We start from the raw sequence: 26,664 nt of genomic DNA on the forward strand, positions 1-26,664 counted from the left end.
AACTGTGAAGGCCGTTTTGGCGCCTTGAAACCGTGGCGGCCAAGACCTTTTCCTGACCGCCTTCAAAGGCGGCCTTCGCTCCTGACTCTGTTCCGCGCCTGATGCGGTCAAGGGGACAACAATGACAACGCTTGTGTCGCAACCCAACCTCAATGCCACGCCGGTCAATCGCCTGCGGGTCGATCACTACACCAACGGCATCATTGGCCCGAGCCAGCCGATGCTCGGTCCGTTGGCTGACGGCGGCACCCTGATTACCGGAACGCCGCCGGGTTGTTGGGGCCCGATGATCACGCCATCGTTTGAAGGCGGCCATGAAGTGACGCAGCCGGTGGCCATCGTCGGTGCGGAAATCGGCGATGCGGTCGCCATCAAGATCAAAAGCATGCGCGTGACCTCGTTGGCCACCTCGTCCGGGGTCATGACCTTCGTTGAAGGGCGTTACAACGGCGATCCATTCGTCTCCAAGTTCTGCGCCAAGTGCGGTACTGAACACCCGGCCAGTCATGTCGATGGCATCGGTGAGGACGCGATTCGCTGTAACAACTGCGGTGCCGAAGTCAGTGCGTTTCGTTTCAGCCACGGCTACGTGATTGTGTTCGATGCACAGAACCAGGTCAGTCTGACGGTCAATCAGGACATCGCCAATCAACTGGCCGGCAATGCCTCGCAAATGTCGGCGCTGCCGGAATTCGCCGCGCAGCATTCGATCCTGTCGCTGGCCCGTGCGGATATTCCTGGTGTGGCCGCGCACATGCGTCCGTTCCTCGGCAACATCGGCACCATGCCTTCACGCGATATACCCGATTCCCACAACTGCGCCGATTTCGGCCAATACCTGATCAACGCCCCGCACCGCTTTGGCATGACCCGTGAAGAACTGCACGCAGCCAAGACTGACGGCCACATGGACACCAACTCGATCCGCGAAGGGTGCGTGTTGATTTGCCCGGTGAAAGTGCCGGGGGCTGGGGTGTACATGGGCGACATGCACGCCCAGCAGGGCAACGGCGAGATCGCCGGGCACGCCACCGATTGCTCCGGGGAAACCGAAGTGAGCGTCGAAGTGGTGAAAAACCTGACGCTGGAAGGGCCGATCCTCCTGCAAAACCTCGATGACTTGCCGCCTATGGCCCGGCCCATGAACGCCGAACAACGGGCCAAAGTCCGTGAATTGGGCGCACGCTGGGGTCAGCACGAGATCGAGCAAAGCGGCCCGATCACCTTCATCGGCAGTGGCGAAAACCTCAACCTGGCGGTGGAGAACGGCTTGACCCGTGCCGCCACCGTTACCGGTCTGCCCTACGACGAAGTACTCAACCGCGCCACCATCACCGGCTCGATCGACATCAGCCGCCTGCCAGGCACTGTGCGCGTGACGTTCCTGTGCCCGATGGACGTGCTGGATCGTATCGGCATCGGTCATCTGGTGCGCGAGAAGTACGACCTGGCGTAATGCCGAAAACAGGGTCTGTACCAGAGTGTGTACAGACCCGCTGGTGATACAAGCCCTGCCGTTTTCCGTCGGTACGCAACACAGCCCCGATACATCACTTCGATTAACTGTGATTCCGTACTGACAACCGTTGAGACAGACACCATGCAAACCCCCATCACTTCAGCCAAGGCCAGCGCCGGGCTCGGCTTGCGTCGCGGTTTAATGAAGGATCTCCTGGCTGCATCGGCCGGTCATTTCGACTTTCTGGAAGTCGCACCGGAGAACTGGATCGGCATCGGCGGCGCTCATGGCGCAGCGCTGCGAACCCTGGCCGAGCGCTATCCGTTGTCTTGTCACGGCTTGTCATTGTCCCTGGGTGGGCCGTCGCCGCTGGACGTCGGATTTCTGCAAGAGGTGCGGGTTTTTCTCGATCATCACAACGTGCCGCTGTACAGCGAGCACCTGAGTTATTGCAGCGATGATGGTCACCTCTACGACCTGTTGCCGTTGCCGTTTACCGAAGAAGCGGTGCTTCACGTTGCCGCGCGCATTCGTCAGGCCCAGGATATTCTCGGTCGACGCCTGGCGGTGGAAAACGTCTCCTACTACGCCGCGCCCCAGCAGGACATGGACGAAGTGACGTTCACCAACGCCGTGCTGCGCGAAGCGGATTGCGACCTGTTGCTGGACGTTAACAACGTGTACGTCAACTCGATCAACCATGGTTTCGATCCGCGGTCCTTTCTGGCCGGTATCGATTCGAACCGTGTGGTGGCCATGCACATCGCCGGGCACTTCGATGAGTCCGATACCTTGAAAATCGACACCCATGGCGCCTCGGTCAAACCGGCGGTGTGGTCGCTACTCGCCGAGGCATATGCGCGGTTCGGCGCGCAACCGACCTTGCTGGAGCGAGACTTCAACTTTCCGGCGTTTTCCGAACTGGTGGCCGAATTGCAGACCATTCGCCGCTTGCAGACCCAGGAGGTGACCCGTGGCTAAGCGTTCGCTGCACGAACAGCAACACAGCATGGGTCAGTACCTGCGCAACCCCGACCACTGCGCGCCACCGGCCGAAATGAACCCGGTACGAGCCGAGATTTATCGCGACCTGGTGTTTGCCAACCTGTCGTCGTTGATCAGCGGCACCTTTCCGGTGCTGGTAAAGATTCTGGGCGATGCGCGCTGGCGTTCGCTGGTGCGGATATTCCTGCGCGACTACCGCGCCAAAACGCCGAAATTTGGTGAGATCGCCGAAGAGTTCGTCGAATTCCTGGCGTCTGACCCGGCCGCGTTGGCGGATGGATCGTGGCCGCCGTTCATGGTGGAGCTGGCGCACTACGAATGGGTGGAAATGGCCCTGCAACAATCCGATGACCAGCCATTGCCTGTCAGCGACGCCGGGTTGTTGCTGGAGTGTCCGTTGCAGGTCTCGCCACTGACCTGGCCGTTGGCTTACGCCTGGCCGGTGCATTTGGTCGGACCGGATTACCAGCCGGACACCGCACCGGCGCAACCTACGTTGCTACTGGTTCGCCGGGTCGAAGACTGGAGTGTGAAGTTTTCCGAATTGAGCCCGCTGGCGTGGCGGTTGTTGCAACGAATCGAGGAATTTCCCGAGCTGAGCGGCCATGCGCAGTTGCAGGAGTTGGCGGTGGAGGCGGGGAGGACCGGGTCGCAGACGTTTTTCGATAACGGGTTGGCGCTGTTGCGGCAGATGCATGACGAAGGGGTTTTGGGTTTGGTGTGATCACTACAGTCAAAAGATCGCAGCCTGCGGCAGCTCTTACAAATGCGATCCTGCGCGGTTACACGGCCAATGTAGGAGCTGCCGAAGGCTGCGATCTTTTGATCTTCGGTCAAACCGAGAAAAAATACCGTGTGAGGTGAAAGAAGATTGGCGCCGCAAAGCAGATCGAGTCCATCCGGTCGAGCATGCCGCCGTGCCCCTTGATCATGGTGCCCCAGTCCTTGGCGCTCAAGCTGCGCTTGATCGCCGACATGACCAGGCCACCGAGAAACCCCATCACCACGATCGCCAGCGACATCAACAGCGACTGCCAGAAGTTGAAAGGGGTCATCCAGAACATGCAGCCGCCAATCAGCGTTGCAGACAGCCCACCACCCACCAGGCCTTCGACGGTTTTCGACGGGCTCACCAACGGCGCGACCTTGTGTCTGCCGAAGAGCTTGCCGAACACGTACTGCAAGACATCGCTCATTTGCACGACGAACACCAGATAGAACAGCAGCAGCGCGTTCTGGCCCTTGAACCCTTCAAGATCAAGCAGCAACAGTGCCGGCGCGTGGCTGATGCAATAGATGCAGATCATCACCCCCCACTGAATCTTTGCCGTTCTTTCCAGAAACGCCTCGGTGTCCTGGCTCAATACCGCAATCGCCGGAAGCAGCAGGAAGGCATATACCGGAATCAGCAGCGTGAACATCGAGTACCAATGGGTTCCGATCAGGAAATATTGCAGCGGGATCAGGATGAAAAAAGCCGAAAACAGCGCGTTATGGTCACCCGGTTTGGTGGGTGTCAGGGTGATGAATTCCCTGAGGGCGAACAGCGAGATGAAACCGAACAGGACCACTGTCGCATTCGGGCCCAGCAACCAGGACACGAAGAAGATAATGACCATCCCCCACCAGGCATTCACGCGCTGATTGAGATTTTCGATGGTCGAGATGGCGCTCTCCGTCGTGGCCCTTTTGGCCAGCACCCGGCCGACCAGCGAAGCCACCGCCAGCAGGCAGGCGATGGCAGCAAAGAACCACAAGAACTTCACTTCAAGACTCATTTCGACAGCCTCACAATCGCGTCGCGCGCGCGCTCCAGAAACATCTGTTTGTCCTCGCCGGCAATCCTTGGCAGCGGGTCGCCGATACGGATCGTGCAGATGATCGGCAAGGGCACGTGCTTGCCCTTGGGCATCGAGCGATGCAGGTTTTCCAGGTAGATGGGCACCAGGTCGACATCGGGGAAGGACTCACCCAGCCGATAAAGCCCCGATTTGAACTCCCCGGGCAATGCCTGATTGGATCGAGTGCCTTCGGGGAAGATGATGATCGAATGGCCGGCCCGTACCACATCGAAAATTGGCTCCAGCACATGGGTGCCGGGTGCGGGATTGCGTTCAATCAGAACCGCATTGAGCCCTTGTTGAGAGATATACGAGAGGAACCTGTTCTTGCCCCAGTAATCGGCGGCGGCGACCGGTTTTACATTGACCCTGGCTTCCGGGGGCAGGGCCGCGATGATCGCCAGGGTGTCCATGTGACTGGTGTGATTGGCGAAATAAATGCGTTGGCGGGTGAGGTCGGGCGGACTTTCCCATCTGGCCGTGACGCCGATCACCAGCCGAAGCACGGCAATCAGCGCGTTACTGATCCACATGGCCGGCCTCCTTCAGTTGCCTGGAGATCGCCAGCGTTCGGGTCGCACAGGTGGCGGCTGAGCCGATGGCGATGACGACCAGCGTCAGCAACAGCAAATAATGGGTGGCATAAACGACAACCTCGACGGCATTCAACAGCACCCCGGCGGTCATCAATGCCATCCGGTGCTGCTTGGCCATCGGGCCCATAAAACTCTGTTTGAGACCGATAGAGCCGCCAAACACCCGCACATAGGCCGTCAGTGCGGCGGCTAGTGCAGCAAACCAGCCAAGGTCTGCATACCCGATGGCATAGCCGAGCCCTACGATCAGCACGCTGTCGGCAATACGGTCGGGGAATTCGTTGTAGAGGCTGCCGATGTCCGACTTCTTCCCGCCCTCGATGGCAACCATGCCGTCGAGGAGGTTGCACAGCAGGCGCAGTTGAATGCCGACCGCGCAGCAGATCGAGCCGAGGACGCCGTTATCGATAATTAGTGCAAGCGCACCGGCCAGCGCAAAGCCAATGCTGGCGACGGAGATCTGGTTGGGGGAAACATCTTTTTTTACCAGCGTGTCGGTGATCCGTTTCGCCCAACCTGAAGAGCGCGCCTTGATCGGCCTTCTGTTGTCATCCATTGCTTGGTGTCCCTGTCTCTTGGGTTTCACTAAGCGTATATGCAATTTCAATGGATTGATGTCAGCTGCTTCCCACAATGCAGTGACCGATAGTGGAAAGCGACTGGACGTTATTGGCCGGCTTTCCCGCGCAATTTAAGCTCCGCACACAACCCACCACCCTCGCGATTACTCAACGTCAACGATCCCCCGATCGCCAACGCCAGTTGCTGCGCGATTGCCAGACCCAAGCCGGTGCCACCGGTGCTGCGGTTGCGCGAATTTTCCACGCGGTAGAACGGTTCCATGACCTGCGCCAGTTCCTCTTCGGCAATGCCCGGGCCACGGTCCATGACTTTCACCGACAGGTAGCCATCGGCCTTCGCTTCGACCGACAACTCAGCGGCGCCGGCGAACTTCAGGGCGTTGTCCGTCAGGTTGACCAGCACCCGGCGCAAGGCATGGGGACGGGTGTCGATGACAACCGCGCTTTTGCCGTTGAGCTGAACGTCTTTGCCCATGTCCTGGTAGTCGAACACCAGGCTGTCGAGGAACGAGTCCAGATCGGTGCGGCGACTTTCTTCGGTAGAGCCATGGATGCTGCGCGCGTAGGCCACGCCTTCGCGTACCAGGTGTTCCATCTCGCCGAGGTCGTTCCACAGTTTGTCTTTTTCGACGCAGTCGTCCATGAACTCGGCGCGCAGTTTCATCCGGGTGATCGGCGTTTGCAGGTCGTGGGAGATGGCCGCCAACAATTGCATGCGCTCTTTGAGATACGCCGCGATGCGCGCCTGCATGGCATTGAAGGCCTTGGCCGCATGAGCGACTTCGGTCGGGCCATTTTCGTCCAGCAGCACGGGGTGGGTGTTGGGGTCGAGGGTGTCCACGGCTTCGGCGAGGCGGGTGAGTGGGCGGATGGCGATGCGCACGGCCAGCCAGGTGCAGGCGAGCATCAGCGCCAGTTGCCCGAGCAAGACGATGGGCAACCAGGGTGACAACGGCACCATTGCAGGCCGCACGTCGATGGTTAGCGGGCTGCCGTCCGACAGTTTCAGGTGCACCTGAAAGTGCTTGTTCGGCCCGGAAATGTCGCTGAAGGTCATCGGGTATTCCTTGCCGATGGCGTCCTTGATCGAGGCCATGGCGATCGGCGCATCGGGCATGCCCATGTCCATGGGCGCGCCTTTTTCGCCCTCACTCAACAGATACCCGTAGTTTTTGCGCTGCAGTTGTTGCAGCCAGCTCGCGCGTTCATCGGCCGGCAAGCGGTCGAGGATGGCGATGGAGGTCGATACGTCGGTTTCCAGGTTGCCCAGCATCGTGTCTTTCGCGCTTTCATAGCGCTCGTAATACTGCGCGCCGAAGGACAGTGCCTGGGCGAGGATCAGGCCGATCAAGAAAATCAGCGACAACCGCGAAGCCAGGGTACGGGGCCAACGCATCGAGAGATTCATGCTGGCGCACCGACGATTTCGACTGGCAAGGAGAACACATAGCCCTCGCTGCGCACGGTCTTGATGTAGGCCGGTTCACGGGCATCGTCCAGCAGGCGCTGGCGCAAGCGGCTCACCAGCAAGTCGATGGAACGATCAAACAGATCGGCGTCGCGGCCCTGGGTCAAGTTGAGCAACTGGTCGCGGTTGAGCACCCGTTGCGGGTGATCGAGGAATACCCGCAACAAGCGATATTCCGCACCACTGAGAGCGATCATGGTGCCGTCGCCATCGAGCAGGTGGCGGGCCGACGTGTCCAGGCGCCACCGCCCGAAAGCCAGCAGGCGGCTGGATTCGGTCACCACCAGGTTCGGCGGCAGCATCCGTGTGCGCCGTAGCACAGCGTTGATTCGTGCCAGCAATTCACGGGCGGCGAATGGCTTGACCAGGTAATCGTCGGCACCCATTTCCAGGCCGATGATGCGGTCGGTTTCATCGTTGCGGGCGGTGAGCATCAGTACCGGTGTAGCCTTGTGTTTGCCGGACCGCAGCTCGCGGCAGAGCATCAGGCCATCGTCGCCCGGCATCATGATGTCGAGCACGATCAGGTCAACCGGCGTGGACTCCAGAAAAGTGCGCATCTGCCGCCCATCCGCCACGACCGTGGTGCGCAGGCCGTTCTTCTTCAGGTAGTTACCCACCAGTTCCCGGATCTCGCGGTCATCGTCAACGATGAGAATGTGATCAACGTGTTCCATGGGGTCTTGCCTCTATCAGTGGGGGATGTCGCACAGTCTATCGAGCCTTGGCCCGCTCGCCCGCAGCCCTTTGTATTGCAGTGTATCTGGCCGGACGGTGGATACACACAGACGCAAAAACGCGATATTCCGGGAGGTTTGTATCGCTCTGTATCCCGGGCCGGCTCTGATACGTAGCGATTTACACGCGCCGATTCCCGACACAGACGAGATACCTCGCAGGCTTTTAATAGGTTCCATCGAGGCAAACCAGACCGCCTCTACCCAACAAACGATTTACCTATTGAAACCTTGAGGAAAACGCCATGAACACTAAAGCCATCTACGCCGCTTGCCTGTTTGCCGCACTGAACATCTGCACCTTGTCGGCCCGCGCCGAAGCTGATGTCAGCGCTAAAACCTACACCTACGGCACTCAGTTGGACATCAAGAAAGTGGTGTCGCTGAAACAGGACGCTTTGCCTTCCTGCGGGATTGTGGATGCCCAGTTGACCTACCTGGATTCCCACAACAAAACCCAGGTCCTGGACTACCGCAAGATTGCTGACAACTGCAACTCGGACAACTGAGTTCTGTGCTCAGCCATTGCCCCTCTCGACTGAACACAGGAAGAACATCATGAACAACGTGACCCGTTATTTGACCGCCATTGCCTTCTCCGCCGCCGGCGCCGCTGCTCACGCCAATGCCGCTGTAGAACAAAGCGCTTGTGGCAGCAGCACCTGCTTTCAACTGACCCCCGTGGCAGAGAAGGGCGCTGGCGCGTTTCTCGCCGAAGATGGTTATAACCGCACACCGCAAGGGCAAGCGCCAGATCAGCAGCCGGCGTGAACCCTGTAGGAGCTGCCGCAGGCTGCGATCTTTTGATTCTGTTTTTGGCTTTTTTTGAGGCCACAGCAGATCAGGATCAAAAGATCGCAGCCTGCGGCAGCTCCTACAGGGGACGTGTGTGAGGTGCCACCCACATTATTCAAGGTGATCCCATGTTACTCATCGCTTTCCTGGGCGGCATATTGACCGTCCTCAGCCCCTGCATCCTGCCGGTCGTGCCGTTTCTGTTCGCCGGTGCCAACCGCTCGCGTTCATCGATCATGCTCACTCTCGGCGGCATGGTCCTGACCTTCGCCCTGATCTCCAGCCTGGCCGTTGTCAGCAGTGAATGGGTGATAAAAGCCAGCAACACCGGCCGCCACGTGGCCTTGATCGTAATGGTGCTGTTCGCCCTGTCGCTGATTTCCGCCCGGGTGGGCGACTGGCTGGCACGTCCGTTCGTTGCACTGGGCAATCGCATCGACCCCAATAGCCGCAAAATGTCCGGGCCATTGAGTTCGGTGATGATTGGCGTGGCCACCGGGCTGCTCTGGGCACCATGCGCCGGGCCGATCCTCGGGGTGATTCTCACCAGCGCCATGTTACAGGGCGCGAACGCCGGGACCAGTCTGTTGCTGGTGGCCTACGGGGCGGGCAGTGCGTTGTCCCTGGGCACCTTGATTTTCGCCGGTCGCGGCCTGGTCAATCGCTTGAAACCATCGATTCCGGTCACTGGCTGGTTGCGTCGTGGTGCCGGTGTGGCGGTGTTGGCCGGTGCGGCGGTGATCTCCACCGGTGCCGACAACGTGCTGCTGGCCAATACGTCGTCCGAAGGGGTCAGCAGCGTCGAAAAAAGCGTGCTGGAAACCGTGCCGAAAGTCGTCGATTACTTCGTCAGCAAGGTCAAGGCCGAGTCCATGGACAACGCCCAAGGCAACATGCCGTCGCTGTCCGGTGCAGTGCAATGGCTTAACTCGCCGACGCTGACCAACGAATCGCTCAAAGGCAAAGTGGTGCTGGTGGACTTCTGGACTTTCGACTGCATCAACTGCAAGCACACCCTGCCTTACGTGAAAGACTGGGCGAAGAAATACGAAAAGGACGGCCTGGTGGTGATCGGCGTGCACACGCCTGAGTACGGGTTCGAGCGCATCATCGACAACGTCAAGGACAAGGTGAAGGAATACGGCATCACCTACCCGGTGGCGATCGACAACAACTACGCGATCTGGCGCAACTTCGACAACCAGTACTGGCCGGCGCATTACTTGATCGATGCCAAGGGGCAAGTGCGTTACCGCCACTTTGGTGAGGGCAGTTACGAGACTCAGGAGAAGATGATTCAGCAGTTGCTGGAGGAGGCGAAGGCCACCGCTCCAGCGGTGTAAGGTCAAAGTCAAAAGATCGCAGCCTGCGGCAGCTCCTACAGGAAAAGCATTCCAATGTAGGAGCTGCCGCAGGCTGCGATCTTTTGACGTTATGACGCCTGACTGCGCCGCCAGGCCGCTGGCGGAGATCCATATTCACGCCGAAATGCCCGGCTGAACGCCGTGTCCGTCTGATAACCCACCTCTTCGGCAATGCGCATCAACGAACTGTTACTGCTGCGCAACAGGTTGGCGGCCAGCAACATGCGCCATTGCGTCAGGTATTGCATCGGTGAAGTCCCCACCAGTTGTTGGAAGCGTTCGGCCAATACCGATCTTGAGGTGCCGGCGGTGCGCGCCAGTTCATCCAGGGTCCAGGCGTGGCACGGTTTGTTATGCAATGCGTTGAGCGCTGCACCGACAATCCGGTCATTCACGCCCGCCAGCCAACCGGTTCGGCCCTTGCCATGCTCGTGCATGTACAAACGCAGCACCTCGATGAACAACACCTCGGCCAGTTTCGCCAGCACGCCTTCGCCGCCCGGCCTTGGCGAGCGGGCTTCGGCCAAGGCGTAACGCACTGAAGACTCCAGCCAGATACCGGCATTCGAGCCGCGCACATTGACCCGAACCACTGCAGGCAGCCCCGTCAGCAGCATGCCCGCCAACCGCCTGTCACACGCCAGATAGCCGCATACCAAACGCGTGACCGCGCCGCCACCCCCATAGCTCAGTTGCCGGGGCCGCCGCGCCAACACCGCATCCAGACGCGCGCCGGTGGCCGGTGGAACGCCAGGTGCAGAGCACATGCGATGAGCATCACCTTGCGGGAAAACCACGACATCGCCAGCCGTCAGCAGCAGCGGCGGATCATCCCCCAGTTCGACGTAACACTCGCCCTCGGTGATCAAGTGAAAGATCACCACCCGTTCGGCGTTCGGCTCCAGGTACGGCGCCGCCGTGTCTGCTCGCGGTGACTGATAGCACCACGGGGCGGTGAACCGGGCATTGATGAAAATCGCGCCGACCAGGCGGACGACGCGCAAGGTTTGTGACAGAGCGTCCATGGGTTTTTCCCGCGCGGGAATTGTCGATGAAACGTCGATTGTGAGCCTGTCGCAGCGAAGCATGAAACCTCCGGACGATCGGGCAGGCTTGGCCGACGATCGGGCAGGACGCCGCCGTTGCCCAGCGCGATAGTGAACACACAGGGCATCCCGGCCCTGTAAGCCATAACAAGAATGAGAGGTTGCCATGCCGAAGTTCGTCATAGAACGCGAGATTCCAGGGGCTGGAACACTGTCACAAAGGGATTTGAAAGCTGCTTCGCAAAAGTCCTGCAGGACATTGCGCGAGTTGCCAGAGGTGCAGTGGGTTCAAAGTTATGTCACCGGTGACAGGCTGTATTGCGTGTACATCTCGCCGAGCGAAGAGCTGATCAGGGAACACGCCAGGCAGAGCGGTTTCCCGGCCAATCGCATCTCCGAGGTCATGAACATCATCGATCCCACCACAGCGGAATAGGGCCAATGGCCTTCCAACCCGCAACGGAGCGGAATTCATGAGTACACCTATTGATCTTGCTGCCCTGAAAAACCGTCAAATGGCCGCTTGGGCCAGTGGCGACTACGCCGTGATTGGCACCACTTTGCAGATCGTCGGCGAGCAGCTGGCTGAAGCCTGCGACTTGTTGTGCGATGAGCATGTGCTCGATGTCGCCGCCGGCAACGGTAATGCCACACTGGCTGCGGCACGTCGAGGCTGCAATGTACGCTCGACAGACTACGTCGCCGCGTTGCTCGAACGCGGGGAAGACCGGGCCAGGGCGGAGCGCCTGGACAACGTGGTCTTTCAAATGGCTGACGCCGAAGCCTTGCCCTTTGAGGACGCCAGCTTCGACGCCGTGCTTTCCACCTTCGGCGTGATGTTTGCGCCAGACCAGACCAAAGCCGCCTCGGAGCTGGCGCGGGTCTGTCGGCCGGGAGGCCGGATCGGCCTCGCGAACTGGACGCCGGAAGGTTTTGTCGGCCAGATGTTCAAAACCCTGGGCAAACACCTGCCGCCACCGCCTGGCGCGCAATCGCCGACGCAGTGGGGCACCGAAGTCTGGTTGCATAAACACTTCGACGAGCGCGACTTTCTGGTCCAGGTGACCCAAAGGATCTTCAACTTCCGCTATCGCAATGCCGGGCATTTCATCGACACGTTCCGCAGTTGGTACGGCCCGGTCCACAAGGCTTTCGCGGCGCTGCCGGCGGACGGCGCCACGGCCCTGGAAAATGACATGACCGAACTGCTGAACCGTTCGAACCGGGCGGGGGAGAAGTCGCTGGTGGTGCCGGGTGAATACCTGGAGGTGGTCATCACACGACGCTGAACTGATAACACTGCCCCTGTAGGAGCTGCCGAAGGCCGCGATCTTTTGATCTTTTTTTAGAGCAAGATCAAAAGATCGCGGCCTTCGGCAGCTCCTACAGGGGTTTAGATGATTTTCGCGCCCCGTGCTTCCAGCAACTCGTCGCGCAACACCGAATAACAGCCAATGGGTACCGTGCCGATGCGCAAGCCTTCGTTGGGCAGGCGCGGCGAGCCCAGTCGCACAATATGAATGGGCATGGTGTTATTTGAGCCGCGAGCCGTCGAACCATTCCAGCGCCGTGCGCCAGAAGCAGATCCCCAGGAAATACGCTGACATCAGCAACCAGAGGCCCATGACCATCGGGTTGATCACCGGGTGGTTGATCACTAGCGACAAGCTGCACAGCAGCCAGATGGCCGTCACGGCAATGTTGATCGGCATGAAACGCCGCACACGGAACGGATGCAGGAACTTCATGCGGGTCAGGGTCAGCAGCGCCAGGCCGATGACCGTGAGAAAGGTGATCCACGGCGACGGCGCGATGATGTACAGACACAACGCAACCACGTTCCACGCGGCAGGGAAGCCTTGGAAGTAGTTGTCCTTGCTCTTCATGTTGACGTTGCAGAAGCAGAACAGCGACGACACCAGCATCAGCGACACCGTCAGCAGCAGCGTGTAGTCCGGCAGCGGAATGTAGCGATAGATGAACAGCGCCGGTATGAACACATAGGTCAGGTAGTCGATCACCAGATCGAGGATCGATCCGTCGAAACTCGGCAACACAGACTGCACATTGACCTTGCGAGCCAGCGCACCGTCCAGCCCATCAACGATCAGCGCGACGCCCAGCCACAGCAGGCAATTGGTCGGTTGGTTATCGAGCAGGGCGAGGGTGGCGAGGAAGGCGGTGACCACGCCAGTGGCGGTGAATCCATGGGCACCCCAGGCTTTGAGCCTGGCGATGTGTAGAGTCGAAATCACGGGAGCGTTCTCCAGAAAGTGAAGCAAGCCAGTCATCGCCCTCAGCCTCGGGGGCGGCGGCAAACCGGTCGGGTTGCAGGTATCGACCGGGTATCCGCGGATAAGGTTCACCACCCTATGAATCTTAGCTGCGCCACAAAAAAATACCCCGGTTAAATCCGCAGTTTCGAGTTTGGCGGATACGTCAGCCCAACGGTGGTAGCGCATTTTCCGACGGGGACTATTGTTGTCTGACTGGATCACTCCCATCGATGAGGACGTCGTCATGAACACCAGCGATCTGCTCGAACAATTACTGCGGGGCGGCCAAGGCTCGGCGCAACAGGGCGGCGGTGGGGCGTCGACACAAGGTGGGCTCGGCGATCTCGGCGGGTTGCTCGGCGGCCTGCTGGGTGGTGGCAGCGGTTCCAGCGCCGGGGCGGGCGGAATGGGCGGGCTGGGCGGTTTGCTCGGTGGCCTGCTCGGCGGCGGTTCGCCGATGGGCGGTTCTGCGCCATCGCGTTCCGGGGGCGGCACCAATTATGCCGCGCTCGCTTCGCTGGGGATGATGGCGTTCCAGGCGTATCAGGCCTGGCAACGCAGCCAGGCTGCGGCACCACAACAGGCACCGCAACAGGCGCTGCAAACCGTGGATATGTTGGCTGGCCCGGAAGTTGAGGCGCATAGCCACGCGATTCTCCGTGCATTGATAGCGGCGGCCAAGGCTGACGGGCGAATCGATGACGCTGAAAAACAAATGATCAGCACCGAAATCGGCCGGCACACTGACGACCCGCAGCTTCAGCAATGGCTCGACGGCGAAGTCGCCAAACCGCTGGACGCGGGCGAAGTGGCGCAGTCGGCCACCGACCCCGCCATGGCGGCGGAGATGTACCTGGCCAGCGTGATGCTGGTGAACGATCAAGGGGATGCCGAGCGCAGTTATTTGGATGAACTGGCAGCAGCGTTGAACATTGATCCGGACTTGCAGGTGCATCTGGAACAGCAGGCCAAGGGCGGCACAGCCTGAGCAAATCCCAATGTAGGAGCTGCCGCAGGCTGCGATCTTTTGATCTTAAAAAAACAAAGATCAAAAGATCGCAGCCTGCAGCAGCTCCTACAGTTATTTTGGTGATTCCGGAACCAGAAACGTCACGCCATAACGCTCAGCCACTTCAAAAATCCGCGGCAGGTCCTCGGGCACCTTGAACTGGTCCATCGCCGCAAAGAACTGCCCACCACGGGGATCGGAGACCACACCGATGATTTTCGCCGTGGCGCTGATGTTTTTGTAGGTATGGATCGAACCGCCGGGAATATGCACATAACCACCGGTCGAGACGGTGGTGGCCTGGCCTTCCACGGTCACTTCGACCTGGCCGTCAATGACGAAGAACGCTTCGTCCCACGGGTGAAAGTGCGGCGGCGGTCCGCCACCTTGCACGCCTTCCTGGATGTGCATCTCAAAGGGCTTGGTCAGGTCCCCGCCAGCGAGAATGGTGATCGCCTCGCCAACGACGTTGACCGGTCGGGGGATGTTGCCGGCATCGATGACGTGCACCGTGCGCATGATTGCTCTCCAATGGGTAAGACAGCACCGGTTGAGTATATGCATTTGGGCTTGAACCGGGTGCCGCCGGGCCGTCCGTCTGTCCGGGCAAATTCAATGCCGATGGAATTTTTTTCCAGACGGCTGGCTCTGCTGAGGGAAGGAAGGGCTGATTCAGCGCCTTGCAGCGACCGGCAGGTGAGCCATGAACAAGAACCTGGAAGACTACAACCGCATGCGCGATTTTTCGGCGACGTCGGAGCCGGCAGCCGTCAAAAGTTCGCGCAGAAAGAACGCCAAGGATCATGCCCTGCAATTCTGTATCCAGAAGCATGACGCCTCGCGCCTGCATTACGATTTCCGCCTGGAACTCGATGGCGCGCTGAAAAGCTGGGCGGTGCCCAAGGGCCCGTCGCTGGACCCCAAGGTCAAGCGCCTGGCGGTGCACGTCGAAGACCACCCGATTGACTACGCCACCTTCGAAGGCAGCATCCCCGAAGGGCATTACGGTGCCGGAGACGTAATTGTCTGGGACCGTGGCGTGTGGATTCCCCAGGACGATCCGGCCACGGCCTACGCCAAGGGCCGGCTCAAGTTTGAGCTGCAAGGCGAGAAACTTGGCGGTCTATGGAACCTGGTGCGCACGCACATGCCAGGCAAGCAGGAGCAATGGTTTCTGATCAAGCATCAGGACGGCGCGGCGCGACCCGAAGACGATTACGACGTGGTCAAGGCTGAGCCGGACAGTGTGCTCAGCGATCGCACAATCGTGGAGAAGGCGAGCAAGGCCGGTAAACCCGCCAAGCCCAAAGCGATAAAAAAAACCGCCACCCCGGCGCGCAAGGAGAAGTCTGCGCAGCTGAGCGGTGCGCACAAAGCCAAACTGCCGGATCAGATCAAGCCGGAACTGGCGACCCTGGTGGAAAAAGCCCCGCAGGGTCCGTGGAGTTATGAGGTCAAGTTCGATGGCTATCGGATCATGGCGCGCATCGACCATGACGACGTCAAACTGTTCACCCGCAACGGCCACGACTGGACCCACAAGTTGCCCGGTCAGGCCAAGGCATTGGCCGGTCTGGGGCTTGAGTCGGCCTGGCTCGACGGTGAAATGGTGGTGGCGGACGAGCAGGGCGTGCCGGACTTCCAGGCGCTGCAAAATGCCTTCGATGCCGGTCGCAGCGGCAACATTCTTTACTATCTGTTCGATCTTCCTTATCTCAACGGCGTCGACCTGCGCGACGTGCCTGTCGAAGAACGCAGAGCGGCGCTGGCAACCGTGCTCAAAACCGGTAAAGACCCACTGTTGCGCTTTTCTGACGCATTCGGCGAAGACCCCGAAGCCTTGCTCAACAGCGCCTGTCAGATGCGCATGGAAGGCTTGATTGGCAAACGCCTGGGTTCGCCTTACGTGTCCCGGCGCAGCAGCGACTGGATCAAGCTCAAGTGCAAGCATCGGCAGGAATTCGTCATCGTCGGCTACACCGATCCCAAAGGTTCGCGCAGTGCTTTTGGCGCGTTGCTGCTGGGGCTGCATGACCGTGACAGCGGTGAGTTGCGCTACGCGGGCAAGGTCGGCACCGGCTTTACGGAAGCGACTTTGGGCAGCATCCACGAACAACTCAAGCCCTTGCAGACGAAAAAACCGGCGGTGGTCAATCCACCCGGCGGTGCCGAGTTCAAGACGGTGCATTGGCTAAAACCCAACCTGCTGGCGGAAGTGGCCTTTGCTGAAATGACCAAGGATGGTTCGGTGCGGCACGCGGTGTTCCATGGCCTGCGTGACGACAAACCTGCTAAAGACATTACCGAGGAGCGTCCGACTGCCGTGAAAACGTCCCCTGCGAAAAAACCAGCCGTTGCCAAGTCCTCGGCATCGCCCAGGAAAACCGCCGCTCAAAAGAAAGCTGAACCCGCGCCATCCCAAATCGGCCTGGACCAAGGCAAGGTGCGCATCACTCACCCGGATCGGGTCATCGACGCCACCAGTGGCACCACCAAAGTACAACTGGCGGAGTATTACGCCAGCGTTGCCGAGTGGATTTTGCCGCAGCTCAAGGACCGGCCCGTGGCGCTGGTGCGGGCGCCGGACGGCATTGCTGGCGAGCTGTTTTTCCAGAAGAACGCCGAACGGCTGGCCATCCCCGGCATCACCACGCTGGACCAGCAACTCACCGGCCAGCCAATGATGGTCATCAACAGCGCCGAAGCCTTGATCGGCGCAGTGCAGATGAGCACCGTCGAGCTGCACACCTGGAACGCCACCTCGGACAATCTCGACAAACCGGACCGCTTCGTTCTCGACCTCGACCCTGATCCGGCATTGCCATGGAAACGCATGGTCGAGGCCACTCAGTTGACGCTCTCGGTGCTGGACGAGCTGGGGCTCAAGGCGTTCCTCAAAACCAGCGGTGGCAAGGGCATTCACCTGGTGGTGCCGTTGACCCGCAAGCTCGGCTGGGATGAGGTCAAGGATTTCAGTCACGCGATTGTCAGCCACATGGCGAAGTTGCTGCCAGAGCGGTTTACCGCGGTATCGGGGCCGAAGAACCGGGTCGGGCGGATCTTCATCGACTATCTGCGCAATGGACTGGGTGCGACCACCATCTGCGCCTACGCCGTGCGCACCCGGGAAGGGCTGCCGGTGTCGGTGCCGGTCTTTCGTGAGGAGATTGAAGAACTCAAGGGTGGTAATCAGTGGAACGTGCACAACGTGCACGAACGCCTGGCCGAGGTGGGTGATGAGCCCTGGGCGGACCTGAAGAAAACCAGGCAAACCATTACCGCCGAGATGCGCCGGCGGATCGGCATGAAAAAACCGTGACATGTAGGCGCTGCCGCAGGCTGCGATCTTTTGATCTTGTTTTTCAGGATCAAAAGATCGCAGCCTGCGGCAGCTCCTACAGGGGGAGGCGTGTTATTTGATGAAGGCCTGGAAGTCGGAACCCAGTTTATCGATCGCCGCCTTGAAATCCTTGGCGGTGATTTTCTGGCTTTCGTTGGACAGCTGCGTGCCGAACACCTTGCGCACGACTTTGGCCACGGTCTGGTTGTTTTTCGCGTCGATGAATTCGGCTTCGATGTACAACTCAGTGTCCTGATCCCGGTGGCCGGTGGCCGCCTGGGTAGCACCGACGACCGCCGCGATAGGCACCACTTCGTACCACTTCATGCCTTCGTTGGACGCACTCACGCCGGTGATGGCCGCACGCATGACCAAGGTTTTCGAACCGGCCGGTGCGGCGCTCGGGCTGGAGACCACCTGGTACTTCTGACCCAGTGTCGCTTTGGCCTTGCTGGTCATGTAGTTCTGAATATCGTTGAGCGTCTGCTGGTTAACCCGCTCATTGGGCTTGGGCGCCGGATACAGTTCGAGCCGGTTGAACGCCACCGTGTTATACGCATTCGGGTTCCAAGACGGGCTCACCCAACGCATGGCCGTTCCCCCGCTAGGGGTTTCGACTTCTTGCAGGTTGTTGTAGTTGGACAGGTAGCCGGAGTACTGCTCCTTCTCGGTGACTTTCGAGGTGCAACCACCGAGCAGAAGCCCGGTCAGTGCGGCGCCGACGAGCATTTTTCGGGTCAGGTTCATAGTGCTGTGTGCTCCTTGGATAAAGTCGTCTTTTTCACTGGCAGGGCATCAGAATCGCCAAGTCATGTTTCCGGTCACGGCTTGAATCCAGGCACTGTCGAATTGACCGGAAATTCGATTGCCTGACGTGGATTTGGTCTGGTCCACTGGCATGTCGCCCAAATAGACCAAGGCCCAACTGACGTTGACGTCGGTGTCCTTGTTCAGAGCATAGGTGGCTCCTGTCGCAATGCGCCAGGATTCGGCCATTGGCACAGTCACGGAACGATTACTGTCCGAAACGGCGCTGCTGTCATAGGCCACACCGAAGTTCCACAGCCATTGCTTGGTGACCTGGTATTGGCCGCCGAGGGACAGGTGCCAGGTGTCCTTGAAGTCGGCGTCGATGGTGGTTGATTGGGCATTGCCCGCCGAAGTGTCGATTTGCGCCGAGATCTGACCGAACTCTGACCAGTCCTGCCAGTTCACCGAAGCCAGCAATGCCCATTGCGGGTCAAGTTGCTGGAACAGGCTCAGGGTGACGGTTTGCGGCACTGTCGTGTCGAGTTGGATGTTGGAGTTGTCCAGGCGTCGCAGCAACGGTCCGTCGCCCTTGACGTCCAGCTTGTCCTCAAAGTCCAGGTCAACCTTGCTGGTGTAGGTCAGGCCGATTCGAGTACCGGGTTGCGGGGCGTAGATCACCCCCACGTTGGCGCCAAATCCCCAATCGTTGTCCTTGTATTTGAACTGACCGTCGCTGCGGTCGGTGAGGCCAAAAGGCGAGCGGTCGATAGCCGTCTGGGCTTTGAGCATGCCATACATGGCTTTCACGCCGATGCCGACCGACCATTGATCGTTGAAGCGGTAAGCCACGCTGGGCACCATCGACAAACCGAGCAGGCTGGAGTTTTGCGCGAAGTAGCGCCCGGACCAGTCGTTGTCATAATTGACCGCCAGACCGAAATCGCCGTACTGGCCGAAGCCGACGCTCCAGTGGTCATCGAGTTGGTGGGTGATGAAAAAGCTGCCGCCGGGTATCGGGTCAAGGGCATTGCCACTGCCGCTGCCGGGGACATTGGTGCCGGAATCGCGATCGAAGGAGAGGTCGCCGTAGAGCACTTGCAAGCCAGCGGTAATCTGCGTGCCCGGCAGGTAACTCATACCCGCCGGGTTGCTGGCGATGGTGGAAGGACCTTGGGCTCGGGCGGCGGCACCGGCGTTGGCCAGTCCCGCATTATCGGTACCAATTTCGTAGAGCATGATGCCGCCGGCGTGCGCTTGCTGGCAGCACAACGCAAACACGGTAAAGGCGGGCAGGGCGGAGGTTTTTATCTGCATATGTATTCCCTACTGCGTCAATAAACGTCCGTCAGGAGCACGGGTGGCCAGCGTCGACCACCCGTGAACTTGACTGCTTATTTGCCCATGGCCGCACGGGCTGCTTCGATCTTGGCCTTGACTGCTTCGAGGTTGAAGCTCGCGCCTTTTTGCATTGGCGGGTATTCAACGGCGGTCATTGCCAGCTTCCCTACCTGGTCCTGCACAAACACGAAACGCCAGAATTGAAACTTGAACCATTCGAAATATTCCAGTGAGCCATTCGCCGTCAGATTTTCAGACCAGCCCATGCGTTCGAACGGATCGAGCCGCAAGTTGGTCAGGACCGGCATGTCCGGCTGCACTTTAGGCCCAAGCCAGCCGCCTGGCTGGTCAATAAAGCGATATTTGAAGTCATCGATGCGGATTGCGCCGAGTGTGCTCTCACCGAAGTAGAAGATCTCATGCCGATTCGACGGTCCTTTGCCGGTAATCATAGGCGTCTGATCGTAGCCATCCAGGTGAACCTTGTAGGTGGTATCACCCAGTTGCTTGCCTTTGAGCAGTTCAGTCGTGATGTTCGGGTTGCCTGCCGCCGCGACGAAGGTCGGGAACCAGTCCATGCCGGACATGATGCCATTGGCCACCTGATTCGCCGGTACTTTGCCAGGCCAGCGAATAATCGCCGGAACCCGGAAACCACCCTCCATCACCGTGCCTTTACCCATGGCAAACGGTGTGGTGCCGCCATCCGGCCAGGTGAAGTTTTCTGCGCCATTGTCGGTGGTGAAGACCACGATGGTATTGCCATCCATGCCGTCTTTTTTCAGCTTGGCCATGACATCGCCAACGATGTCGTCAAGTTGCGCCATGCCGGCTTCCTGTTCCGACCAGCCGTTTTCTGAATTACGCATTTTTTCGTATTTGTCGGAAAGGTGGGTAACGATATGCATGCGGGTCGGGTTCAGCCACAGGAAGAAGGGCTTGTTGTCGGTTTTGGCTTTGTCGATAAAGCTGAAAGCCTTGTCCCGAATCTCGTCGTCGACGGTTTTCATGCGCTCTGGGTAGAGCGTGCCCGCGTCTTCGATTTTCTGTTTGCCGATCTTGCCCCAGCGCGGCATCACTGTGCTGTCATCGGTATTGGTTGCCCAGCTGTGAACCATGTTGCGGGGGCCGAATTTCTCTAGCAGATCCTGCGGATAGTTGGGGTGCGCCGGGTCTTCCATGGCGTCGAGGTGATAGAGGTAACCGAAGAATTCGTCGAAGCCGTGCACGGTAGGCAGGAATTCGTTGAGGTCGCCCAAATGGTTCTTGCCGAACTGGCCGGTGGCATAACCCATGGCTTTGAGCGTGGTAGCAATGGTTACGGCTTCAGCAGGAATACCTATCGGAGAACCGGCCTGGCCCACGGTGGTCATGCCCGTACGGATCGGCAGTTCACCGGTAATGAAGTTGGCGCGTCCGGCCGTGCAACTGGCCTCGGCGTAGTAGTCGGTAAAGCGCATGCCTTCATTGGCAAGTTGATCAAGGTGGGGCGTTCTGCCGGCCATCATGCCCTGGTTATAGACACCGATATTGGACCAGCCGATATCGTCGCCCATGATCACCACGATGTTGGGTGGCGCATCCGCGGCATGGGTCATGCCCGAAAGCGCCATTGCCGAGAACAATAAAGGGACAGCAAACACTGAAGATAACTTTTTCCGGTTCATGTTGAGCTCCTGCGTACTGGTATTTAGTACTGAGACGAGCCCCCCGACCGCCCAATGAAAATCTGGTTCCCCCGCAAGAGAGTAGGTTTGAATCGTGAAATATCCAGAAAAATATTGCCGGTCATATGTCTGTTGTTTCATGGGCGTTACAGTTGGGGCAGCCATTGAAATGCTGGTGGTCATAAAGCCCGGATCCGCCCCCGAACCTTTGGCAAGCACGGCAAATTAATCCGTTGCGCCAGCACTTCCGTTGCTACGCTTTAAAACCTGACCTGATCTCTGCGGAGAACAAGTGATGTCGCACCTTCTACAGCGTGTTCGATTGTTCTCTCTCGGTTTGGTCTTGGGCCTGGTTGCCATTCCGTTGCACGCGGCCCAACCGGCTGCCGGTGAGGCACCCGCGAGTCAGCTGGAGCCCAAGGCGCTGGAGATTCTGAAAAGCATGAGCGCCAGGCTGGCAGGCACCCAGGGCATGAGCTTCAAAGCCATTACCACCTACGAAAAACCCAGCCGACTGGGGCCACCCTTGGCCTACAACACTGTGGCACTGGTCAATGTGCAGCGGCCAGATCGCTTGCGCGTGCTGACCTCGGGCGATGGTCCGGCGACCGAGTTCTACTATGACGGCAAACAGGCGTACGCCTTTGAACCGAAGGAAAAGCTGCTGGCGCAAGCCGAGGCGCCACCCACCATTGATGCCACTCTTGAAGCTGCGTACCAGCGCGCAGCGATCTATTTTCCCTTCACCGATGTGATCGTCGCCGATCCCTACAAGGATCTGATCAGGGATATGCGCCTGGCGTTTTACATCGGCCAGTCGACCGTGGTCGGCGATACCACCACCGATGTGATCGCTTACGCCAACGACGTGGTGTTCGTACAAGCCTGGGTTGGCACTCAAGACAAACTGCCGCGCATGCTGCGGGCCGTGTTTCGTGATGATCCAAACCAGTCCCGGCATCAGGTCGCGTTCAGTGACTGGAAGCTCGAATCGGCCTTGTCCGCAGACTTCTTCAAGCCAGAGCACATTGAGGATGCTCACCGGATTCAGTTTGCTCCACCGCCTGACCTGCGCGCCCCGAATGGGGTTAAAGCGCCGGTTGCCAAACCCTGAGCGAGGAGGCTGAACCATGAACAGAACCACCTTGAAATTTGCCGGGTTGATCGTCGCGCTGCTGACCGGCGAGCAGGCGTTGGCCTGGTCCCACGCATCCAGTTTTGGGCGCTCTTCCGGTGGCGGTGGCTCTTGGAGTCACTCCGGTGAATATGGCTCGGCTTCGGGTGGCGGTGGCAGTTGGAGTGGCGAAAGCAATCGAGGCGGATCGGCCTCGGGCGGCGATGGCAGCTGGAATAGCTCGGGCTATCGCGGCGGTTCCGCGTCCGGTGGTGGCGGCAGCTGGAGCGGCAAGGACGAAAACGGCGGTACGGCCTCGGGCGGTGACGGTTCCTGGCATGGCACCGGTGCCGAAGGTGGCACGGCGTCCGGTGGCGAAGGCGCATGGCATGCCCAGGGCGAAAATGGCGCCACGGCCAGCGGCTATCATGCCGACGGGTATGGCACGACGGCCTACCATCCAGCGACCTACGGCACCAGTTACTACCATCCACCGACCGCCGTATACGCCAGCAGTGGTTGCTACAACTGTGGCTACAACGAAGGCGTGAATCCTGCCGCCGCTGCAGCCGCCGGGGTAGTGGCCGGTGCCGCCGTCGCCACAGCGGCCGACCAGAATGCCAACAACAACGCTTACGGCGCAGGCTATAACGCCGGCATGGTGGCCTCCGCACCGCCGACCATGCCCATGGGCGCGACCTTTGTCAGCCTTCCTTCCGGGTGTGGGTTGAGGACCGTGTCAGGCGGTACGTTCTATCAATGCGGCAATTCATGGGTGCGACCTGCCTACGGTGCCAACGGTGTTTTCTACACCGTCGTGCCGATGCCCTGACTCACACAAATCCCAATGTAGGAGCTGCCGAAGGCTGCGATCTTTTGATCTTGTTTTTCAGGATCAAGATCAAAAGATCGCAGCCTTCGGCAGCTCCTACATTTTGTCCGCTTTGAGGAGATCGGATCAATGAACACGCATTGTCAATGGCTGGTCTGCGCCCTGATCAGTGGCCTGCTACTCGCTGGCTGTACCTCCAAGGTGACAGACGAGCAGCAGTACTCCGGTTTTCTGCCCAGCTATGCAGGCTTGCAGGAACTGAGCTCGCCGAGTGGCAAGCAGGTGTTGCGCTGGGTCGCGCCAGGTTTCGCACCGGACACCTATTCAACAGTGGTGTTCAGCGGTTTGCAGTTCTACCCCGCGCCGCAACCTGACGAGCGGGTAAACAGGCAGACGTTGCAAGACTTGCAGGCTTACACCAACGCCAGCGTGAAAAGCGTTCTCGATGAAAAATACCGCGTCGTACCCTCAATGCAGGAAGTGCGACCCGGTAAAAAGACGCTGATTTTGCGCGCAGCGATTACCGGCGTATCAGCCACCAACGAAGGTATGCGCTGGTATGAAATCGTGCCGGTGGCGGCAGTGGTCGGGGCGACCGAGGCCGCGACCGGGCATCGTGATCAGAATACCGAGTTGTTTATCGAGGCCGAGTTTATCGATGCGGCGAACGGCTTGCCGCTGCTCAGGGTGGTGCGCAAGGTTTTTGGCGATACATTAAAAAACGCCAGCCAACCGGTCACGGCCGCTGATTTCGAGTCGGCAATCAACGGCATGGCCAGCGATATGCGCGCGCAGTTGATGTAAACACGCTGATATCCCTGATATCCCTGATATCCCTGATATCCCTGATATCCCTGATATCCCTGATATCCCTGTAGGAGCTGCCGCAGGCTGCGATCTTTTGATCTTAAGAATCCAAATCAAAAGATCGCAGCCTGCGGCAGCTCCTACATTCGTGAAGTGTCAGTCTGGGCGTTTCAGCTGATCTTGCGCAACGAGTTCTGCCAGTACTTTTCCCGCACTTGCCGGCGCAATACCTTGCCAACGACGGAGGTCGGCAGCTCCTCGACAAACACCAGCGATTTCGGTGCCTTGTAGCCACCCAGTCGGGAGCGGGTCTGGGCTATCAGCTCTTCGGATGTCACCGTTTCGCCTTGGCGCAGGATCACTTCGGCGTGCACTGCTTCGCCCCATTCCGCGTGCGGAATGCCCACCACGGCGGCCATCAGCACCGACGGATGCGCCGCCAGTGCGGCCTCGACTTCCACCGCGTATACGTTGAAACCGCCGCTGATGATCATGTCCTTGAGTCGGTCGACGATGTACAGGTAGCCGTCGCCGTCGAGGTAACCCAGGTCGCCGGATTTCCAGGCACCATCGTCGAATTCCGCTGCTGTCGCTTCCGGGTTTTCGTAGTAACCCTTGATGATCGCCTTGCAGCGAATGCGGATTTCACCCGTCTCGCCAACCGGCAATGGGTGACCATCGGGGTCGGCGATAAACACTTCGACACCCGGCGTCGGGCGGCCAGCCGAAGACAAATGCTGCAACGCCGCAACATCGCCAGGTTGGTGTGCAGCCTTGTCCAGCGACGCAATGATCATCGGCGACTCGGTGGCGGCGTAACCCTGAACAAAAATCTGCCCGAAGCACGCCACCAATTCGCCGAGTTTGTCCGGGCTCATCGGTGCGGCACCGTAGATCAACGTGGTCAACGAAGAGAAGTCCTTCGGATCGGCGCGCTGCAATTCCAGCAAGCGATACAACACGGTCGGCACCAGGAACGAATGGGTGACCCGTTCGCTCTCGACGATCTGCCGCCAGCATTCCATGTCCAGCTGGTTCAGGGTGATGTTGGTGCCACCGCCATAAACCGTAGGGAAGAACAGCATCAGCGTGCCGTGGGACAAGGGCGACACGTGCAGCAACCGCGTCGTACCGGACAACCCCAGATCGGTATTGATGAACGCCGCATCGCGGCAGGCCATCCAGTTGTCGATGGAGTACATCGCACACTTGCCTTTGCCGGTGGTGCCACCGGTAAAGCGCAGCATGCAGATGTGCTGGTCGGTATCGAGGGTCACGTCATTGTCGAGATCCGACGAGGCCTCTACCAACGGCCAGAAGCTGTGCACGCCGGGGAGGCCGGCTTGGTCGGGCGTCGGCGGGTCCATCACCACGATCTGGCAATCGCGGCTGCGCAGCATGCCGTAGTAGCTGTCCAGCAAGCGGGTTTCGAGAAACACCACTCGTGGTTTCACCAGGTCGATCTGCCGCGCATGTTCGTCGAGCGGGTCGCGCAGGTTGGTCATGACCACCGTGCCTTCCTGCTTGAAGGTGCTCGGAAACATCATCAGGCTGAGGTTGTCGTTTTCCAGGATCAGCATGAAGCGTTCGCCCGCACGCACCTGCAAGGTGTTGCGCAGGACATCGGCGATGCGGTTGGTCAGCAGGTGATATTGCTGATAGGTGAAACGTCGATTGCGCTCGACGTTGACGATGGCTTCCTGATCGCGATGACGCAGCGCAAGCAGACCCATGATTCGGCTGAAATTCATTTTCATGCTGTGACGGCCTTGTATGACTGGCTCAAATGAACGCGGCGCTTACCGGGCACGCATGCGCGATGCGGCGTCGAGGCGGATGGTTTCGCCGTTGATGTAGGCGTTCTCGATCAGGAACGCGCAGCAATGGGCGAACTCGCGCATGTCACCAAGGCGCTTGGGCGCTTCCATTTGCTCCTTGAGGGAGTTCAAAACCTTCTCATCCAGACCCGCGACCATGGTGGTCAGGAACAGGCCCGGTGCGATGGCGTTGACCCGCACGCCGATGGCGCCCAACTCGCGGGCGGCGGGCATGTTCATGCCGATTACCCCAGCCTTGGTTGCCGCATACGCGCACTGGCCGACCTGACCTTCATAGGCCGCGCCGGACGACACGTTGATCACCACGCCGCGTTCTTCGCCGGCTTCGGCCTCATTGTTGGCCATGTGCTCGGCGCACTTGGACATGACGTTGAACACGCCATTGAGGTTGATCGCAGTGGCCTGGGCGAAACGTGCCAGCGGCGCAGCCTTGCCTTCCTTGCCCAGCACTTTGAAACCGGTCGGCACGGCGGCACCGTTGATGCACACATGGATCGCGCCGAAGTTGGCAATGACTGCATTGACGGCGTTCTGCACCGAGGCTTCATCGCTGACATCGGTCTGCACGAACATTGCGCGGTCGGCGCCGATTTCGGCCACGGCTTTTTCCCCGGCTTCGATGTTCAGGTCGAAAATCGCCACGCGGGCGGCTTTTTCTTCCACCAGATAATGAGCGGTGGCCAGGCCCAGGCCTGAGGCGCCGCCGGTGATGACCACAACTTTGTCTTGAATACGCATGAAAGTGTCCTTGTTCGGTCCCGGCCCAATGCAGGCCGGGTTGTTATTGTTAGGTGTCGAACT

The 26,664-nt window shown here is 59.4% G+C and carries 27 protein-coding genes; 13 read left to right on the plus strand and 14 right to left on the minus strand.

From position 1 onward, the window contains the following. Window positions 1–121 precede the first annotated feature (121 nt). The 3 genes from KUF73_RS02290 to KUF73_RS02300 all read left to right on the plus strand — a co-directional run bounded on the left by KUF73_RS02290 (window position 122) and on the right by KUF73_RS02300 (window position 3,188). Window positions 122–1,456 carry an acetamidase/formamidase family protein gene (locus tag KUF73_RS02290; protein ID WP_218436413.1) on the plus strand — a complete coding sequence of 445 codons (1,335 nt, stop codon included), beginning with the start codon at window positions 122–124 and terminating at the stop codon, window positions 1,454–1,456. A 144-nt stretch (window positions 1,457–1,600) separates the two neighbouring features. After that, complete coding sequence (locus KUF73_RS02295; protein WP_218436414.1) at window positions 1,601–2,440, plus strand: DUF692 domain-containing protein; 840 nt, start codon at window positions 1,601–1,603, stop codon at window positions 2,438–2,440. A gap of 28 nt (window positions 2,441–2,468) precedes the next feature. After that, complete coding sequence (locus KUF73_RS02300; protein ID WP_371135400.1) at window positions 2,469–3,188, plus strand: DUF2063 domain-containing protein; 720 nt, start codon at window positions 2,469–2,471, stop codon at window positions 3,186–3,188. A 109-nt stretch (window positions 3,189–3,297) separates the two neighbouring features. On the opposite strand, the gene KUF73_RS02305 is transcribed toward KUF73_RS02300, so the two are convergent. The 5 genes from KUF73_RS02305 to KUF73_RS02325 all read right to left on the minus strand — a co-directional run bounded on the left by KUF73_RS02305 (window position 3,298) and on the right by KUF73_RS02325 (window position 7,627). Continuing rightward, window positions 3,298–4,242 carry a phosphatidate cytidylyltransferase gene (locus KUF73_RS02305; protein WP_218436416.1) on the minus strand — a complete coding sequence of 315 codons (945 nt, stop codon included), beginning with the start codon at window positions 4,240–4,242 and terminating at the stop codon, window positions 3,298–3,300. Further along, window positions 4,239–4,838, minus strand: coding sequence for a 1-acyl-sn-glycerol-3-phosphate acyltransferase (locus KUF73_RS02310; protein ID WP_218436417.1), 600 nt, complete (start codon window positions 4,836–4,838; stop codon window positions 4,239–4,241). The genes KUF73_RS02305 and KUF73_RS02310 overlap by 4 nt, the downstream gene beginning before the upstream one ends. Continuing rightward, window positions 4,825–5,457, minus strand: coding sequence for a CDP-alcohol phosphatidyltransferase family protein (locus tag KUF73_RS02315; RefSeq protein WP_218436418.1), 633 nt, complete (start codon window positions 5,455–5,457; stop codon window positions 4,825–4,827). The genes KUF73_RS02310 and KUF73_RS02315 overlap by 14 nt, the downstream gene beginning before the upstream one ends. A gap of 110 nt (window positions 5,458–5,567) precedes the next feature. Further along, on the minus strand, window positions 5,568–6,890 hold the full coding sequence (locus tag KUF73_RS02320; RefSeq protein ID WP_218436419.1) for an ATP-binding protein: 1,323 nt from the start codon (window positions 6,888–6,890) through the stop codon (window positions 5,568–5,570). After that, complete coding sequence (locus KUF73_RS02325; RefSeq protein ID WP_218436420.1) at window positions 6,887–7,627, minus strand: response regulator; 741 nt, start codon at window positions 7,625–7,627, stop codon at window positions 6,887–6,889. The genes KUF73_RS02320 and KUF73_RS02325 overlap by 4 nt, the downstream gene beginning before the upstream one ends. Before the next feature lie 305 nt (window positions 7,628–7,932). On the opposite strand from KUF73_RS02325, the gene KUF73_RS02330 reads away from it, so the two are divergent. The 3 genes from KUF73_RS02330 to KUF73_RS02340 all read left to right on the plus strand — a co-directional run bounded on the left by KUF73_RS02330 (window position 7,933) and on the right by KUF73_RS02340 (window position 9,825). Further along, window positions 7,933–8,196: a DUF2790 domain-containing protein gene (locus KUF73_RS02330; RefSeq protein ID WP_218436421.1), complete on the plus strand. Its 264-nt coding sequence runs from the start codon at window positions 7,933–7,935 to the stop codon at window positions 8,194–8,196. Window positions 8,197–8,245: 49 nt separating this feature from the next. Then, window positions 8,246–8,458: a hypothetical protein gene (locus KUF73_RS02335; protein WP_218436422.1), complete on the plus strand. Its 213-nt coding sequence runs from the start codon at window positions 8,246–8,248 to the stop codon at window positions 8,456–8,458. A 152-nt stretch (window positions 8,459–8,610) separates the two neighbouring features. Then, window positions 8,611–9,825, plus strand: a complete 1,215-nt coding sequence (locus KUF73_RS02340) for a cytochrome c biogenesis protein DipZ (protein ID WP_218436423.1) — start codon at window positions 8,611–8,613, stop codon at window positions 9,823–9,825. A gap of 89 nt (window positions 9,826–9,914) precedes the next feature. Here KUF73_RS02340 and KUF73_RS02345 read toward each other — a convergent pair whose 3' ends face one another. Further along, window positions 9,915–10,871 carry an AraC family transcriptional regulator gene (locus KUF73_RS02345; protein ID WP_218436424.1) on the minus strand — a complete coding sequence of 319 codons (957 nt, stop codon included), beginning with the start codon at window positions 10,869–10,871 and terminating at the stop codon, window positions 9,915–9,917. 187 nt (window positions 10,872–11,058) lie between these two features. Between KUF73_RS02345 and KUF73_RS02350 the strand changes: the two genes are divergently transcribed. Continuing rightward, complete coding sequence (locus KUF73_RS02350) at window positions 11,059–11,328, plus strand: DUF4242 domain-containing protein (RefSeq protein ID WP_218436425.1); 270 nt, start codon at window positions 11,059–11,061, stop codon at window positions 11,326–11,328. A gap of 37 nt (window positions 11,329–11,365) precedes the next feature. Next, window positions 11,366–12,181, plus strand: a complete 816-nt coding sequence (locus KUF73_RS02355) for a class I SAM-dependent methyltransferase (protein ID WP_218436426.1) — start codon at window positions 11,366–11,368, stop codon at window positions 12,179–12,181. A gap of 104 nt (window positions 12,182–12,285) precedes the next feature. Here the strand turns inward: KUF73_RS02355 and KUF73_RS31270 are convergent, their stop codons facing one another. Both KUF73_RS31270 and pcsA read right to left on the minus strand, forming a co-directional pair. Next, complete coding sequence (locus KUF73_RS31270; RefSeq protein WP_256345310.1) at window positions 12,286–12,420, minus strand: hypothetical protein; 135 nt, start codon at window positions 12,418–12,420, stop codon at window positions 12,286–12,288. A gap of 4 nt (window positions 12,421–12,424) precedes the next feature. Further along, the gene (gene pcsA, locus KUF73_RS02365) at window positions 12,425–13,147 is read right to left on the minus strand and encodes a phosphatidylcholine synthase (RefSeq protein WP_218436427.1); all 723 of its coding nucleotides are present in this window, start codon (window positions 13,145–13,147) and stop codon (window positions 12,425–12,427) included. A gap of 265 nt (window positions 13,148–13,412) precedes the next feature. Between pcsA and KUF73_RS02370 the strand changes: the two genes are divergently transcribed. Beyond that, the gene (locus KUF73_RS02370) at window positions 13,413–14,156 is read left to right on the plus strand and encodes a tellurite resistance TerB family protein (RefSeq protein ID WP_218436428.1); all 744 of its coding nucleotides are present in this window, start codon (window positions 13,413–13,415) and stop codon (window positions 14,154–14,156) included. Window positions 14,157–14,249: 93 nt separating this feature from the next. On the opposite strand, the gene KUF73_RS02375 is transcribed toward KUF73_RS02370, so the two are convergent. Further along, window positions 14,250–14,696: a cupin domain-containing protein gene (locus tag KUF73_RS02375; protein ID WP_218436429.1), complete on the minus strand. Its 447-nt coding sequence runs from the start codon at window positions 14,694–14,696 to the stop codon at window positions 14,250–14,252. A 184-nt stretch (window positions 14,697–14,880) separates the two neighbouring features. On the opposite strand from KUF73_RS02375, the gene ligD reads away from it, so the two are divergent. After that, window positions 14,881–17,496: a DNA ligase D gene (ligD, locus tag KUF73_RS02380; RefSeq protein WP_218436430.1), complete on the plus strand. Its 2,616-nt coding sequence runs from the start codon at window positions 14,881–14,883 to the stop codon at window positions 17,494–17,496. A 93-nt stretch (window positions 17,497–17,589) separates the two neighbouring features. Here ligD and KUF73_RS02385 read toward each other — a convergent pair whose 3' ends face one another. The 3 genes from KUF73_RS02385 to KUF73_RS02395 all read right to left on the minus strand — a co-directional run bounded on the left by KUF73_RS02385 (window position 17,590) and on the right by KUF73_RS02395 (window position 21,272). Beyond that, a complete protein-coding gene (locus KUF73_RS02385; protein WP_218436431.1) occupies window positions 17,590–18,264 on the minus strand; it encodes a DUF3313 domain-containing protein in 675 nt (224 codons plus the stop codon). A 48-nt stretch (window positions 18,265–18,312) separates the two neighbouring features. Then, window positions 18,313–19,581: an OmpP1/FadL family transporter gene (locus tag KUF73_RS02390; protein ID WP_218436432.1), complete on the minus strand. Its 1,269-nt coding sequence runs from the start codon at window positions 19,579–19,581 to the stop codon at window positions 18,313–18,315. Window positions 19,582–19,658: 77 nt separating this feature from the next. Next, complete coding sequence (locus KUF73_RS02395; RefSeq protein WP_218436433.1) at window positions 19,659–21,272, minus strand: arylsulfatase; 1,614 nt, start codon at window positions 21,270–21,272, stop codon at window positions 19,659–19,661. A gap of 295 nt (window positions 21,273–21,567) precedes the next feature. Here KUF73_RS02395 and KUF73_RS02400 point away from each other — a divergent pair, with 295 nt between their 5' ends. From KUF73_RS02400 to KUF73_RS02410, 3 genes are all read left to right on the plus strand, one after another. After that, window positions 21,568–22,386, plus strand: coding sequence for a DUF2092 domain-containing protein (locus KUF73_RS02400; protein ID WP_218436434.1), 819 nt, complete (start codon window positions 21,568–21,570; stop codon window positions 22,384–22,386). A 16-nt stretch (window positions 22,387–22,402) separates the two neighbouring features. After that, window positions 22,403–23,218 carry a hypothetical protein gene (locus KUF73_RS02405; RefSeq protein WP_218436435.1) on the plus strand — a complete coding sequence of 272 codons (816 nt, stop codon included), beginning with the start codon at window positions 22,403–22,405 and terminating at the stop codon, window positions 23,216–23,218. Window positions 23,219–23,347: 129 nt separating this feature from the next. Beyond that, window positions 23,348–24,022 (plus strand): DUF3313 domain-containing protein, encoded by a 675-nt coding sequence (locus tag KUF73_RS02410; RefSeq protein WP_218436436.1) that lies wholly within the window; start codon window positions 23,348–23,350, stop codon window positions 24,020–24,022. Window positions 24,023–24,195: 173 nt separating this feature from the next. On the opposite strand, the gene KUF73_RS02415 is transcribed toward KUF73_RS02410, so the two are convergent. Together KUF73_RS02415 and KUF73_RS02420 are read right to left on the minus strand one after the other, a co-directional pair. Continuing rightward, window positions 24,196–25,782 carry a class I adenylate-forming enzyme family protein gene (locus KUF73_RS02415; RefSeq protein ID WP_218436437.1) on the minus strand — a complete coding sequence of 529 codons (1,587 nt, stop codon included), beginning with the start codon at window positions 25,780–25,782 and terminating at the stop codon, window positions 24,196–24,198. Between the two features lie 42 nt (window positions 25,783–25,824). Continuing rightward, window positions 25,825–26,601, minus strand: a complete 777-nt coding sequence (locus KUF73_RS02420) for an SDR family NAD(P)-dependent oxidoreductase (RefSeq protein ID WP_218436438.1) — start codon at window positions 26,599–26,601, stop codon at window positions 25,825–25,827. Window positions 26,602–26,664 lie beyond the last annotated feature (63 nt).

The organism is Pseudomonas sp. PD9R (assembly GCF_019200975.1).
Taxonomy (GTDB): domain Bacteria; phylum Pseudomonadota; class Gammaproteobacteria; order Pseudomonadales; family Pseudomonadaceae; genus Aquipseudomonas.

Bases quoted from the DNA above. Each gene is read 5' to 3' on its own strand.
- KUF73_RS02290 (WP_218436413.1), top strand. From the start codon at position 122: ATGACAACGCTTGTGTCGCAACCCAACCTCAATGCCACGCCGGTCAAT.
- KUF73_RS02295 (WP_218436414.1), top strand. From the start codon at position 1,601: ATGCAAACCCCCATCACTTCAGCCAAGGCCAGCGCCGGGCTCGGCTTG.
- KUF73_RS02300 (WP_371135400.1), top strand. From the start codon at position 2,469: ATGGGTCAGTACCTGCGCAACCCCGACCACTGCGCGCCACCGGCCGAA.
- KUF73_RS02305 (WP_218436416.1), bottom strand. From the start codon at position 4,242: ATGAGTCTTGAAGTGAAGTTCTTGTGGTTCTTTGCTGCCATCGCCTGC.
- KUF73_RS02310 (WP_218436417.1), bottom strand. From the start codon at position 4,838: ATGTGGATCAGTAACGCGCTGATTGCCGTGCTTCGGCTGGTGATCGGC.
- KUF73_RS02315 (WP_218436418.1), bottom strand. From the start codon at position 5,457: ATGGATGACAACAGAAGGCCGATCAAGGCGCGCTCTTCAGGTTGGGCG.
- KUF73_RS02320 (WP_218436419.1), bottom strand. From the start codon at position 6,890: ATGAATCTCTCGATGCGTTGGCCCCGTACCCTGGCTTCGCGGTTGTCG.
- KUF73_RS02325 (WP_218436420.1), bottom strand. From the start codon at position 7,627: ATGGAACACGTTGATCACATTCTCATCGTTGACGATGACCGCGAGATC.
- KUF73_RS02330 (WP_218436421.1), top strand. From the start codon at position 7,933: ATGAACACTAAAGCCATCTACGCCGCTTGCCTGTTTGCCGCACTGAAC.
- KUF73_RS02335 (WP_218436422.1), top strand. From the start codon at position 8,246: ATGAACAACGTGACCCGTTATTTGACCGCCATTGCCTTCTCCGCCGCC.
- KUF73_RS02340 (WP_218436423.1), top strand. From the start codon at position 8,611: ATGTTACTCATCGCTTTCCTGGGCGGCATATTGACCGTCCTCAGCCCC.
- KUF73_RS02345 (WP_218436424.1), bottom strand. From the start codon at position 10,871: ATGGACGCTCTGTCACAAACCTTGCGCGTCGTCCGCCTGGTCGGCGCG.
- KUF73_RS02350 (WP_218436425.1), top strand. From the start codon at position 11,059: ATGCCGAAGTTCGTCATAGAACGCGAGATTCCAGGGGCTGGAACACTG.
- KUF73_RS02355 (WP_218436426.1), top strand. From the start codon at position 11,366: ATGAGTACACCTATTGATCTTGCTGCCCTGAAAAACCGTCAAATGGCC.
- KUF73_RS31270 (WP_256345310.1), bottom strand. From the start codon at position 12,420: ATGCCCATTCATATTGTGCGACTGGGCTCGCCGCGCCTGCCCAACGAA.
- KUF73_RS02370 (WP_218436428.1), top strand. From the start codon at position 13,413: ATGAACACCAGCGATCTGCTCGAACAATTACTGCGGGGCGGCCAAGGC.
- KUF73_RS02375 (WP_218436429.1), bottom strand. From the start codon at position 14,696: ATGCGCACGGTGCACGTCATCGATGCCGGCAACATCCCCCGACCGGTC.
- ligD (WP_218436430.1), top strand. From the start codon at position 14,881: ATGAACAAGAACCTGGAAGACTACAACCGCATGCGCGATTTTTCGGCG.
- KUF73_RS02385 (WP_218436431.1), bottom strand. From the start codon at position 18,264: ATGAACCTGACCCGAAAAATGCTCGTCGGCGCCGCACTGACCGGGCTT.
- KUF73_RS02390 (WP_218436432.1), bottom strand. From the start codon at position 19,581: ATGCAGATAAAAACCTCCGCCCTGCCCGCCTTTACCGTGTTTGCGTTG.
- KUF73_RS02395 (WP_218436433.1), bottom strand. From the start codon at position 21,272: ATGAACCGGAAAAAGTTATCTTCAGTGTTTGCTGTCCCTTTATTGTTC.
- KUF73_RS02400 (WP_218436434.1), top strand. From the start codon at position 21,568: ATGTCGCACCTTCTACAGCGTGTTCGATTGTTCTCTCTCGGTTTGGTC.
- KUF73_RS02405 (WP_218436435.1), top strand. From the start codon at position 22,403: ATGAACAGAACCACCTTGAAATTTGCCGGGTTGATCGTCGCGCTGCTG.
- KUF73_RS02410 (WP_218436436.1), top strand. From the start codon at position 23,348: ATGAACACGCATTGTCAATGGCTGGTCTGCGCCCTGATCAGTGGCCTG.
- KUF73_RS02415 (WP_218436437.1), bottom strand. From the start codon at position 25,782: ATGAAAATGAATTTCAGCCGAATCATGGGTCTGCTTGCGCTGCGTCAT.
- KUF73_RS02420 (WP_218436438.1), bottom strand. From the start codon at position 26,601: ATGCGTATTCAAGACAAAGTTGTGGTCATCACCGGCGGCGCCTCAGGC.